At 53.6% G+C, this 12,248-nt stretch carries 10 protein-coding genes; 9 read left to right on the top strand and 1 reads right to left on the bottom strand.

Going from position 1 to position 12,248, the window contains the following annotated elements; genetic code table 11:
* The first annotated feature begins 97 nt into the window (after positions 1-97).
* Positions 98-1,474 carry an OmpA family protein gene (locus tag AC4IE8_RS03760; RefSeq protein WP_490790361.1) on the top strand — a complete coding sequence of 459 codons (1,377 nt, stop codon included), beginning with the start codon at positions 98-100 and terminating at the stop codon, positions 1,472-1,474.
* Between the two features lie 63 nt (positions 1,475-1,537).
* On the opposite strand, the gene AC4IE8_RS03765 is transcribed toward AC4IE8_RS03760, so the two are convergent.
* On the bottom strand, positions 1,538-3,550 hold the full coding sequence (locus AC4IE8_RS03765; RefSeq protein WP_490790362.1) for a sigma-54-dependent Fis family transcriptional regulator: 2,013 nt from the start codon (positions 3,548-3,550) through the stop codon (positions 1,538-1,540).
* Between the two features lie 1,020 nt (positions 3,551-4,570).
* Between AC4IE8_RS03765 and AC4IE8_RS03770 the strand changes: the two genes are divergently transcribed.
* From AC4IE8_RS03770 to AC4IE8_RS03805, 8 genes are all read left to right on the top strand, one after another.
* Complete coding sequence (locus AC4IE8_RS03770) at positions 4,571-6,337, top strand: methanol/ethanol family PQQ-dependent dehydrogenase (protein ID WP_083226105.1); 1,767 nt, start codon at positions 4,571-4,573, stop codon at positions 6,335-6,337.
* Positions 6,338-6,478: 141 nt separating this feature from the next.
* Positions 6,479-6,907: a cytochrome c-550 PedF gene (gene pedF / locus AC4IE8_RS03775; protein ID WP_068992628.1), complete on the top strand. Its 429-nt coding sequence runs from the start codon at positions 6,479-6,481 to the stop codon at positions 6,905-6,907.
* Between the two features lie 26 nt (positions 6,908-6,933).
* Entirely contained in the window at positions 6,934-7,869 is a 936-nt protein-coding gene (locus AC4IE8_RS03780; protein WP_490790363.1) for a substrate-binding periplasmic protein, read from the top strand.
* On the top strand, positions 7,838-8,401 hold the full coding sequence (locus AC4IE8_RS03785) for a hypothetical protein (protein WP_490790364.1): 564 nt from the start codon (positions 7,838-7,840) through the stop codon (positions 8,399-8,401). Before AC4IE8_RS03780 ends, AC4IE8_RS03785 begins: the two co-directional genes overlap by 32 nt.
* Before the next feature lie 9 nt (positions 8,402-8,410).
* Positions 8,411-9,196, top strand: coding sequence for a quinoprotein dehydrogenase-associated SoxYZ-like carrier (locus tag AC4IE8_RS03790; RefSeq protein ID WP_068992619.1), 786 nt, complete (start codon positions 8,411-8,413; stop codon positions 9,194-9,196).
* A complete protein-coding gene (locus AC4IE8_RS03795) occupies positions 9,193-10,134 on the top strand; it encodes a quinoprotein relay system zinc metallohydrolase 1 (RefSeq protein ID WP_068992616.1) in 942 nt (313 codons plus the stop codon). The genes AC4IE8_RS03790 and AC4IE8_RS03795 overlap by 4 nt, the downstream gene beginning before the upstream one ends.
* 5 nt (positions 10,135-10,139) lie before the next feature.
* On the top strand, positions 10,140-11,159 hold the full coding sequence (locus tag AC4IE8_RS03800) for a thioredoxin fold domain-containing protein (protein ID WP_490790365.1): 1,020 nt from the start codon (positions 10,140-10,142) through the stop codon (positions 11,157-11,159).
* 481 nt (positions 11,160-11,640) lie between these two features.
* Positions 11,641-12,045 (top strand): DUF4259 domain-containing protein, encoded by a 405-nt coding sequence (locus tag AC4IE8_RS03805; protein WP_490790366.1) that lies wholly within the window; start codon positions 11,641-11,643, stop codon positions 12,043-12,045.
* Positions 12,046-12,248 lie beyond the last annotated feature (203 nt).

The raw sequence follows: 12,248 nt of genomic DNA on the forward strand, positions 1-12,248 counted from the left end.
GAGAAATAATATAGAATATTCGAAATTTTTAATGCGCTAACAAAATTGGCCTGCCACCGCCTGTTCTGTGGCCAGTCCTCTGACAGGAGAGAATCTGATGTTCCGCACACGCCCAATTGTGACCATGATGCTTGGCCTGATGATCCCAGTCGCCCCGGCAACCCTTCTGGCTGACAATAAAACGGCTTCAGAATGTCCACCGATGACTGCTTATGAAGCTGTTCAGGTCCCGGATTGGGTGAAACAGCGCCGTACTGAAATGGAGAGAATGCGTGAGCAGTTTGCAGCACAGCGTCAGGCCATGATGGCGCGTCAAATGGTACCCATGCAGCCTTATCAATCTGCCGAGCAACGCGAATGGGTGGCTGAACGCCGTAACCGCTTACCGATGGCACCACAAATGCCTGGGTTCAATCTGCCTCAAGTACCGGAGTGGGTCGCTCAGCGTCGTGCCCAGCACTCCGCCATGCCGCAAATGCCGGCATTTCAGCCACCACAGTTCCCCGCCAGGCCGATGATCGATCAGGCCCCGAAGTCGTTACCCCCCTCGATGGTTTTTGAGCGTCCTGAACTGCCGGAGTGGGTAAAAGAGCGGCGGGCCCGGATGGCGCCGATGCCTCAGCTGCCAACCGCCAACCACTATCCCGATAGAGCGCAATACCCGGTAGCTGTCGCCCCTGCGAATGGTCTACCGGTCTATCGGGCTCCCGCGCCTTTTTACGGCCGTCCCTATCCTCGCCATGGCTGGGGTGGGTCTGATTGGGGGCCGTTTGATGGTATGGGTGATCTGTTCGGTGATATGGATATGAGTTTCAACTTCAAACTGCGTGGCTCAGGCTCCGCCTATGGTGACGGTCGGGGGTATCACGGTTATGGCAATGGGCTTCATGGCTGGGCACCGGTAGCGGCACCGTCTGAACTTAATCTACCGGCTGCCGCTGCAGTTGAAGCGGAACAGCCCGCTACCGCAGAAGACTCAGTGGCGGCTGCAATTGAAAATGAGGAACAGCCGACAGTTGATGAGGGTTCGATTGTGGCCACCGACAGCGATGGTGATGGGGTGCTGGATATTGCAGATATCTGTCCGGATACCACAGCCGGTGCGGAGGTTGACGGCTTGGGTTGTGAGCAGAGTGTATCCATTGTCCTTCGTGGGGTTAACTTCAAGACCGACTCCGACCAGTTGACCGACACCTCTACCGAGATTCTCGATCGAGTGGCCAATACCCTGATTGCCAATCCCACCGTGGCGGTTGAAATCGCCGGTCACACAGACAGCGATGCGGATGAAGCCTATAACAAGGATCTGTCACAACGCCGTGCCGAGATGGTTATGAGCTACCTGACAGAGAAAGGGGTGATCGCCGATAACCTGAGTGCCATGGGATACGGTGAAGAGCAGCCGATCGCTTCCAATGAGACGGCTGAAGGTAAAGCAGAGAATCGTCGGGTTGAGCTTGTTCGTAACAAGTAGACTGACTTTGATCCATCTTTCAGGGGACCTATTTTGCGTCCCCTGAAAAGTTGAGTTTTGTGATCACCGGGTCTGATTGATACCGTGTTTTCTCAGTTTTCTGTAGAGGGTATTACGGCTCATACCCAGGGCTTCCGCCGTCTTTGAGATATTCCAGTTATGTTCTCCAAGGGAGGCAACGATCACCTGCTGTTCGGCTGACTGCAGCGGATTGTCCTCTGACTCATCTTCGGTTTGTTCATCAACGCTCTCTTTGAGGGAGAGTTCCAGTGGTGCAACTTCCTCTTTTTCAGCGGGCGGGGATGTCACATAGTCGAGGTTGAAATCATCACGCTGTAACTCGACGCCGTCACACAAAGCAATGGCAGTACGGATGACAAAACGCAGTTGCCGTAGATTACCCGGCCATTGGTAACTCAACAAAGCATCCATCGATTCCTTTGAGATTCTCAGTTCACTACCGGTGTCGTTCTCTGCCGCCAGAACCTTGAGAATGATCTTGCTCAGGTCCTCCCGTTCACGCAACGGGGGAAGGTTAAGGGTGATGCCATTCAGGCGATAGTAGAGGTCCTCCCTGAACTCACCATTGTAAACCAGGGTGCGCAGATCACGATGAGTGGCTGTCACCACGTGCAGGTCCACCTTTACCGGAAGATCGCCACCCAGTGGCACAACCTCCTGGGTTTCCAGTACACGAAGCAGTCGGGATTGCATGGCCAGCGGCATGTCACCGATCTCATCCAGAAACAGGGTACCTCCGTCGGACTCGATGAATTTACCCCGGCGACCATCTCTACGGGCTCCGGTAAAGGCCCCCTGGCGATAACCGAACAGCTCGCTCTCGATCAGCGTCTCTGGAATTGACGCACAATTCAACGCAATAAAAGGTTTCTCTCGCCGTTCACTGGCCAGATGAATTGCCTGCATGAAGAGCTCCTTGCCGGTACCGGTCTCCCCATGCAGCAGAATCGGGATGCGTTTGTTCATCACCCGCTCGGCCCGTCGTGCCGCCTCTTTCATGCGCGGGTCTTCACCTGCAAGTACTGATAATTTGCAGAGTTCACCACGACACTCATCCGGGTTACGTTCTGCCGGAGGTATGGAGAGATCCCTGTTGCGGCGTCTGGTTTTCTCTTTGAACTTGAGTAGATGTCCATAAAGTTGATTGCCATTGCGCTGATCCCTGAAGCTGCAGACCTGGTTATCACCGGCATCAGCATGCAGCAACATGCTTTTCAGCTCTTTGCCGAGAATCAGATCGATCTCCTGGTTGAGCATGTTGTGGCGATCATTGAGGCGCAGGATTTTCAAAGCACTCTGATTGATTGCACGTACCCGGTTTTGTTCATCGATGGCCAGCAGTCCCTCTGAAGCCAGCCCCAGATGATTGGCCTGTTGATGGAAACGCAGGATCCGCAGGTTTCTCATCTCATGCAGAAAATACTGATTTTCGATAATCGTTGCCGAGTTTGCCACCAATGCACGAGCCAGAACCTGGGCTGACATACTGTCTTCATTGCTGCAGCAGGAGGCATCCAGTACCGCCAGTAGATTGCCGTGGGGATCGTGGATCGGTGCAGCTGAACAGGTGAGGTCGATATTTTGCGAAAGAAAGTGTTCGTCTTTATGCACGGTCAGTGGCCGGCCTTCCGCGATACAGGTACCAATGCCGTTGGTGCCTGCATGGGATTCTCCCCAGTTGGCGCCCTGCCAGAGTCCGGCCTCCCTGAAATCCTGTTCCAGATGGTCCCCTGTCAGGTGGTTGAGAATAACCCCGTCATTGTTGGTGAGGATGAGAGCGTAACCGGAACCTTTCAATGAGCTGTAGAGGTTCAGCATCTCCGGTTCAGCGAGCAGCAGAAAACCTTCAAAGCGTTGGCATAACTCTCTCAAGGCAGTGGCGTCGACCACGGCAGGACAGTGGATATGCATCGGATCGAGTTCAACGGTATCTGCACAGCGACGCCAGGAGGTGAGAATCTGGCTGGCTATCTCTGAACTCGCGGTGGGTTTTTTATCGGCGAGTACGGCGAAAATATTTTGTGCATGTTGACGCTGTAGGTGTCTGTGAGCCATCTACTACATCCTCCAACCTAACCTTAAACTTCAAGGGTTTATTTATAGTTAAGTTGCAAATCTGTAGAACAGTTTTGCAGTGGCATTATCGTGTGCCGACTCCATGGCGAAGTTTTATACTGCAAAACCGTTGATACTCAATTGTATCCTGCATCGATAAGCGGATCGGACCGTTTCACGGACCGAGCAACCGCGGAGCATACTACTGTTCGCTCCCGGAAAACAATCTCCAAAGGGGTTAAATAAGGACAGCCACCACTGCTCCTTATCACTATTACAACTCCCGCTGTACGACTGAAGACTCTGATCAGCTGACGAATACGTTGCAGCGATGCGTGACACCTTTATTGTCACAGTGATTCAGCTCATGACGCTGCAAGCTTCGCTATCACTCGATGGGATGGGTGTGATATGCCATGTAATATTCGAATAAGTCTAGACAACTTGTTTGCTTACAGCAAACTTATAATTTCTGATACTTAATCACTTGTGAGTTGTGGAATTATCAGGATTATTAAGGCCTTACTTTACCGGGCCGTTGATGACGGATGCCAAAACCGGAAACGGATTTGGTAACAAACTGTGCCAACTGGCGCAATGCCTGAGGTGATTCAGAGACAGAAAAGCATATGCGAGTCTGATGCTTCATACCAATTGAAACCGCTATTCAGCGCAAACGACAGTTACCCCTGAAGGGACTGAATTCCTTCAGTTGGGCGCTCGTAAGGTCAATTCAGAGAGCCCATGAGGCTGCGCCAAAAAGAGCAATCCTGCTACTGTCACCTGTTGTAACGAAACTGATACACAGTTTGTTGTGATCTGATACCCCGCCTTTTTCAGATTTTTCCATCATTTGTTTTTGCTGCTGTAAATCCTTTTTAAAATCATAGAGATATATCTTTTTTTGTTATGGCCTGGGTCTTGCTATAGATGTTTGAAGGAGAGTATGGCTGCGTCAGTGTGATCTGTCCTGCTGACCATCCATCGACGATCAACCACTATCGGGGAGGAGAAACAAATATGAAATTCCCGCTGAAATTCAAGGCTCTGAGTGCAGCTATGGCGACCGCTGTAGTGACTGCAGGGCTCAGTCTGACCAGTCTTGCCCAGGCTGGGGTTACCCAGGCTGATATTGACGCTGATGCCTCGACCACCGGTGATGTGGTGAGTTGGGGAATGGGCCAACAGGGCCAACGCTACAGCCCGCTAAAAAAGATCAACAAAGGTAATGTGAAAAAGTTGGTGCCGGCTTGGAGTTTCTCCTTTGGTGGTGAAAAACAGCGCGGTCAGGAGGCTCAACCGGTTGTGCATAATGGCCGGATCTTTGTAACCGGCTCCTATTCACGACTCTATGCGGTGGATGCGACAACCGGTGAAGAGCTGTGGCAGTACGATCACCGCTTGCCGGATGGTATTTTACCTTGCTGTGATGTGATCAACCGGGGTGCGGCCCTGCATGGCGACCTGGTCATCTTCGGCACCCTGGATGCCCGTCTGGTGGCGCTCGATCAGGCTACCGGTAAGGTGAAATGGCGTTCCAAGATTGATGATTACAAGGCTGGCTACTCATTCACCGCTGCGCCTTTGATTGTCAAGGATATGGTCATTACCGGTGTCTCCGGTGGTGAGTTCGGCGTTATCGGCCGGGTTGAGGCGCGGGATGCCCAGACCGGTAAACTGCGCTGGATCCGTCCCTCTGTTGAAGGCCATATGGGCTACATCTGGAAAGATGGCAAGAAGATGGAGAACGGTATCACTGGCAAGACCAACGCGACCTGGCCTGGTGATCTGTGGAAGACCGGTGGTGCTGCCACCTGGCAGGGGGGTACCTATGACCATGAAACCGATCTGATCTTCTACGGTACCGGTAATCCAGCACCATGGAATGCCCATATGCGTCCTGGAGACAATCTCTACTCCACCTCCACCCTGGCGATTGATCCGGATACCGGCAAGATCTCCTGGCACTATCAATATACCCCCAACGACGGCTGGGATTATGACGGTGTAAATGAGCTTGTCTCATTCAATTCCGGTGGTAAAAAACTGGCAGGTCATGCGGACCGTAACGGTTTCTTCTATGTGTTAGACCGTACCAACGGCAAAGTTGAGAATGCATTCCCCTTCGTTACCCGGGTCGATTTTGCCAAGGGTATCGACAAGAAGACCGGACGCCCGATCGAGACCGGACTGCGCCCCGGTGATCCCACCAAGAGTGCCGACGGTAAAAAGGGCGAGACGATCTTTATCGCACCTTCATTCCTCGGCGCCAAAAACTGGATGCCGATGGCCTACAGTCCAGACACCGAGCTGTTCTATGTGCCAGCCAACGAATGGGGCATGGACATTTGGAATGAGCCTGTGACCTACAAGAAGGGTGCAGCCTATCTGGGTGCCGGATTTACCATCAAACCGCTCTACGACGACTACATCGGTGCACTGCGGGCAGTTGATCCGAAAACCGGTGATATCAAGTGGGAGTACAAAAACAATGCTCCTTTGTGGGGCGGTGTGATGACCACCGGTGGTGGACTGGTCTTTACCGGTACACCTGAGGGTTACCTCAAAGCCTTTGATGCTGAAAACGGTAAGGAGCTGTGGAAATTCCAGACCGGTTCCGGCGTTGTCGGCTGTCCCATCACCTGGGAGCAGGATGGCGAACAGTTCATCGCTGTCCCATCAGGCTGGGGTGGTGCAGTACCGCTTTGGGGCGGGGATGTGGCCAGCAAGGTCAAGTACCTGAATCAGGGTGGTTCGCTTTGGGTTTTCAAGCTCTCTGACGCCTGATGCCCATACCCTGGACGGCGGGCAGCCAGGTACTGTCCGTCGTCCAATCACTTTCCGATCGGCAGTCACGATTGGATGTCGTTCAAACCAGGGTGTGATGTCACCCACTGTTTAGTCCATTAATTGACGGAGTTTTTTTTCATGCGCCTCCCATCACTCAAACTCGCCGCACTCGCGACGGTCCTCTGGGCCGCTACAGTTACCACGGCCTTTGGCCATGGCGATGTCGCACCACAACCAGTTGACACCTCCGCACTGCGCCAACTGGGTGAGGAGTGGCTGGAACTGAATCCATACCCCGGAGATGACAAGGCTATCGAGATTGGTTCATCTGCCTATAATCAAAACTGTGCACGTTGTCATGGGCTGGGTGCCGTATCCGGCGGTATCGCGCCCGATCTGCGCAACCTGCCACCGGATGAAGAGGGCGATGCCTGGTACATCATGCGGATACGCAATGGTGCTATCCGTAATGGCATCACCTATATGCCGCCTTTTGAAGGCATTCTCTCCCAAGAGGCCATGTGGTCGATCAGGGCTTGGCTGGTAACCCTGGAACCAGATCAATAATAAAACGATTTATTTGGAGGGTGATGATGCAGAAACTGTTGAAAGCTGTGCTGATGTCCATGCTGGCATCCGTGTTCATGGCCTCAGCACTACAGGCCGATGAAGAGCAAACGGCCCTGCAGCGTATCCAGGAGCGTGGTGTATTGGAGGTGGCGGTGTATGCCGATTTCCCGCCTTTTTCCTATCGCGGAGAACGGGGACGTATTGTCGGCATCGATGTGGATATCGCTCACGCATTGGCCAAACGGTTGGGCGTTGTCGCGGCGATTCGTGCGGTTGGCGCTGATGAAAACATGGAGGATGATCTGCGCAACAACGTCTGGAAGGGACACTACCTGGGTGGTGGTGTTGCGGATGTGATGCTGCATACTCCATTCGATGAAGCTTTTGCCGAAGAGAATGACCGGGTCAGTTTCATCGCACCCTACTATCGGGAGCAGATTGTGTTCGCCGTGGTGGCGGATAAAGCGGGACGTGGTTCGCCTCTGGAGATCTTCACCCGTGAAAAGATTGGTGTTGAGCTGGACACCCTGGCCGATTTCTACCTGCTGACCGCCTATAGTGGCCGGATCCGTGATCAGGTGGTGCACTATCGTAATATGAGCGAGGCGGTGGCTGATCTGAAGGCCGGTGAATTGAGTGGTGTCGCCGGACCCCGCAGTGAAATTGAATTCGCCCTGGGAGCGGGCAGAAATGGCTACGCAGTAGGTCCGATTCAGATGCCGGGTATGCGCAGCAGCGGCTGGGATCTGGGCGCTGCCGTGCGGCAGGGTAATCAGCAACTGGCGAATGCCCTAGACCAGGCGATGATTGAGGTTCGGGAGACAGGAGAGCTGCAAAAGATCTTCGAAAAGCATGGCTCCAGCTATCAGCTGCCAAGCCGTATCGTGAGACTCAAACCTGAAAGCTCAGGTGTGATTGCCTACAGTGATGATGCGAAACTCTGTCTACGTCGCCCTTAGTGCTTCACTCTGCCTGACAACCGGATCCGTTGCGGCGGATCTGGCGGGAGATTATCGCCTCTCTATGGAAAACCAGGCCGGTGAGCGTCAACATCTGGCTCAGGTTGAGATTCGTCAGGCAGAGCAGGGCTACAGTTATTGGATCGATTGGCTTGAAGCGCCATTTGAGAACCACTTTCTCTCGATGCGTCCGTTTAAGTGTCTGCCCCATTCTCAACGCATGATCTGCCGCTTGCCCTATCCCTACGAGATAAAGCGGCGTATCACCGAGTCGGATCTGACCGACCTGGAATATGATCTGCTGTTCCTGCACAAAGTACCGGGCGAGTACGGTATCAATGCCTGGAATGGCCTCTACTATGTATTGAAAAAGTCCGGCAGGGAACTGGTTGGTGAGCTGCATGAAACCGATCTCAATGTCCTGCAGGCGCCTCCTGAGGATGGGGGTCTGCGGCCCATAGATCCGATGGAGATTCATCCCGCTTCCGATACCCTCTGGCCGCGCCGCATACTGCTCGAGCCAATACCATAGGTCTCTGTTATGAGATATCGGATCTATTGTCTGCTGTTCCTGCTGTTAGCACGACCGCTTGATCTGTTTGCAGCCGAATCGCCTGCCGATCCCCTCAACTCCGTCATGTGGCATGAGATGCATCAGCGCCTGCTGGATGGGGCGCCGGTGGTATTCGATGAGCGGGTGAGGGTGTCTGCTCCCGCTGTTGCTGAGGACTCGCTTAACCTGCCGCTGTGGATCGATGCCACGGCCCTGGGTGAGGTCGAACGTCTGCTGGTATTTGCCGAACTCAATCCGATTCCGAAGGTGCTGGATATGCAGCCGTTAAAAGCAGCGCCCCGCATCGGTCTGCGGATCAAGGTGCAGCAGGCCACCCCGGTCAGGGCGGCTGCACTGACAGCGGACGGAGTCTGGCATCTGGGCGGTGTTCTGGTGGATGCGGCCGGTGGTGGGTGTACAGCGCCCAGTATGGGCAGCGGCTCCTCGGACTGGGCTGACCGGCTGGGGGAAGTGACAGCCCGACTCTGGTCGAGAGAGAATCACAGCCGGCTGCGTGCCAGTATCGTACATCCAATGGATACTGGGTTGGTTGCCGGAATTCCCGCCTTCTATCTGGAACAACTGGAGATCCGGGCGAGCGGGGGAGATCTGATCAGTCGTCTCGCCCTGTTTGAGCCGATTGCAGAGAACCCGGTGTTGACGCTTGATCTGCCGAAAGTCAAACAACTCACGATGGCCGGACGCGACAATAACGGTAATCCGGTCGAGGCTCAGATTAGTGAAAGCAGTCAGACCGGGAGTAACCGTCTGTGAGATGTTTGATCTTCATTTCAGTACTGCTGCTGGTTGGCGTGTGCCAGGCTGTGGAGCGGGATTATCAGTTGAAGCCGCAGCAGGTCGCTGAAGACACCTATGTGTTGATTGGCCATGACGAACACTTCAGTTTTTCCAATGGGGGTAACATCGTCAATACCGGTTTTATCGTTACCGAAGCGGGTGTGGTGGTGATTGACAGTGGACCCTCCAGACTCTACGGCGAACAGTTGAAAGCGGCGATCGCCCGGGTAACCGATAAACCTGTGGTAAAACTCTTTATCACCCATATGCACCCGGACCATTTTCTCGGTAATCAAGCCTTTGAGGATCTGCCGATTGGCGCCCTGAAAAAGACCCAGGGTGGGATTCGATTGCTGGGTGAGACATTCAATGACAATCTCTATCGCCTGGTCGGCAGCTGGATGAAAGGCACCCGGGTGGTGGCGCCTAATCTGCAGGTCGAACCGGGTCTGGAGGAGATCGGCGGTCACCGTCTGCAGTTGATTGCTCTGAAGGGTCATACCGGGGCCGATCTGGTGATACTGGATCAGACCAGCGGTGTGCTGTTTGCCGGTGATCTGGTGTTCTACGGCCGTACCCCGACCACCCCTCATGCCCGCTTGGATGAGTGGCAAGCGGCACTTCAGCAACTGCAAAAACTCGATTTCAAGGTATTGGTTCCCGGGCATGGCCCGCCGGTTACCAGTGAAGTGGCCATATCCCAAACCTCAGCTTATCTGAATTGGTTGCAGACCTACCTGACAGAACAAGCCGGTTCCGGTGCCGCGATGGCGGAATTACTGCAACCCGAAGCCCCTCAACATCTGCGGGAGCTGGCGGTCTTCAGTGAAGAGTACACCCGTTCACTGAGCCATCTCTATCCTGCTCTTGAGGCAGCCGCCCTGGCTGAGGGTAAGGTAGAGCAGCAACAGTGAGGGGGGTGTCATGGCTGTTCTGCCTCCTGATACTGGTTTCTCTGTTGCTGCCACTCCAGAGTTTCGCCGGGAATCAGTCTGAGCTCTTCTCCGAACCGGGGTATCGAATCGCAAACTATCGCAGGCCGCTGCCAGATCAACCGCCTGCGGGCGAACGCATCGATACCGAGATCCTGTTGGAACTGATCAAACGGAGCAATCCGTTGCTGGTGGATGTCCTGGCAATCACTTTACGGCCGGAGAGCGCCGAGTTCGGCCTCTCTTGGTTGCCCGCCTCCCCACGCCAAAACCTGCCTGGCAGCACCTGGCTGCCGAATGTGGGGTATGGCTATCTGGAGCCCTGTATGCTGGCCTGGCTGGAGCGTACGCTGCAGCGTCTCACCGGTGGTGACCTGAATCGAGCAGTGGTTTTTTATTGCATTACCGATTGCTGGATGTCCTGGAATGTAGTCAAGCGCGCATCCGAGCTGGGATATCGGAATCTCTACTGGTATTCGGAGGGGAGTGACGGTTGGGCCGCAGCGGGGCTACCACTGGTTGCCGCTGAGCCACAGCCTCTGCCGGGGATGACAGCGGGGGAGAAGGATACCCTGTTCGACTGTCCGGCCACTGACCTCAAAGCAGCGCTGAACCGAAGTGACGAGGCGGATAAGCAGGGTGTGCTGCTGTTTTTCGAGACGCACCACTGCCCCTTCTGTCGGCGGATGCGCGCTGGGGTGCTTGCCGATCCCGGGTTGATCACCCACTATCGGCGAAATTTTGTCGCACTCGCCCTGGATATGGAAAGCGATCAGCCGTTAACCGACTTCGACGGCACCAGCACCAGTGCCAGGGAAGTGGCACAACGCCTGGGTGTGGTGCGCACTCCGACCATGCTGTTCCTGGACAACCAGGGTGAGGAGGCCTACCGCTATTCCGGGCTGATCGTCGATCCGCGCAGATTCCGCTCACTGGCAGATTATGTCTCCGGAGGTCATCAGCAGAGCATCGGTTTCAAAACCTATTACAAACAGCAGCAGGACTGAAAGCCCCTCTCCCTTGATGGGAGAGGGGAGTTAATATCACTGTTTATTTGACATTCTGACAATAATTCTGACCCCAGCTCTTTATCAATATGGGGTCTTCAACGTTAGTAATAATTGACTGTGTTACGGATTGAGCATGTCAGGATAGACGCTTTATCGGTAGCTTTGTCGTACGTGAAACAGTAACAACTCATCCTCTCTATACAGCTACTCTCACTAACCCGCATTTCTCACCAAACAATTGAATAAGGCCGAGTCTCGTGGCATAACTGTTCTTCAGATCCGTATTTTTCAATAAATTCGTGCAACCCAAGGCCTTTCTGAAACTGAATCGTATTCTTGGGCATGATGGAAACCCTCCTGTAATCAGTAGGTTCCATTATGATCAGGTCACAGGCTCAATAGCTGAGTCTTGTGCGTAATCAGGAATGCTTATATGTTATGCACAAAAACCAACTTCACGATATTGAGGAGGTTTCATATGGGAGCATGGTCACACGAACCGTTCGGTAATGATGACGCGAATGATTGGGCCTACGGTCTTGAAGGTTTTGTTGATCTTTCGCTAATCGAAAAAACCCTTGATAGAGCATTAGAAGCTGAAAAATATCTCGAAGCTCCAAAAGCCTTGGAAGCAGTGGCCGCCGTCGAGGTCTTGGCAAAGCTTCTCGGTAAAGGAACACAAACAGATACCTATACCGAAAAGGTTGATGAGTGGTGCAAGTCAATATCTGCCCAGCCTAGTGCTGCGATTCTCACAAAAGCAAATCGCGCCTTGGAGCGCATTCTTGGCGAGAACTCAGAATTACGAGAGCTTTGGGAAAAAGACGATGCGCAAGAATGGCACAGCTCAATAACTGGCTTGCAAAGGGCTATCAGTGCATAACCAGGCGCTCCACTCGACCAAAAACCGCTGCGCGGTTTTCGTCGAGTGAGCTTGGTCGTTATGAGCAAAAAACAGGAATAAAATTACCCGACCTCGCTTCAACAAATCAGTAATCACATTTATGACGTTGTGTGGGTTTACTGTCACGTGTGTGGCGCGTGACCTGTTTGACACGACGGATGTGATTATCGGTTTAGAGTGGG

The organism is Candidatus Thiodiazotropha sp. AKAK2 (assembly GCF_058244685.1).

Coding starts and splice junctions, on each gene's coding strand:
- AC4IE8_RS03760 (WP_490790361.1), top strand. CDS start 98: ATGTTCCGCACACGCCCAATTGTGACCATGATGCTTGGCCTGATGATC.
- AC4IE8_RS03765 (WP_490790362.1), bottom strand. CDS start 3,550: ATGGCTCACAGACACCTACAGCGTCAACATGCACAAAATATTTTCGCC.
- AC4IE8_RS03770 (WP_083226105.1), top strand. CDS start 4,571: ATGAAATTCCCGCTGAAATTCAAGGCTCTGAGTGCAGCTATGGCGACC.
- pedF (WP_068992628.1), top strand. CDS start 6,479: ATGCGCCTCCCATCACTCAAACTCGCCGCACTCGCGACGGTCCTCTGG.
- AC4IE8_RS03780 (WP_490790363.1), top strand. CDS start 6,934: ATGCAGAAACTGTTGAAAGCTGTGCTGATGTCCATGCTGGCATCCGTG.
- AC4IE8_RS03785 (WP_490790364.1), top strand. CDS start 7,838: ATGATGCGAAACTCTGTCTACGTCGCCCTTAGTGCTTCACTCTGCCTG.
- AC4IE8_RS03790 (WP_068992619.1), top strand. CDS start 8,411: ATGAGATATCGGATCTATTGTCTGCTGTTCCTGCTGTTAGCACGACCG.
- AC4IE8_RS03805 (WP_490790366.1), top strand. CDS start 11,641: ATGGGAGCATGGTCACACGAACCGTTCGGTAATGATGACGCGAATGAT.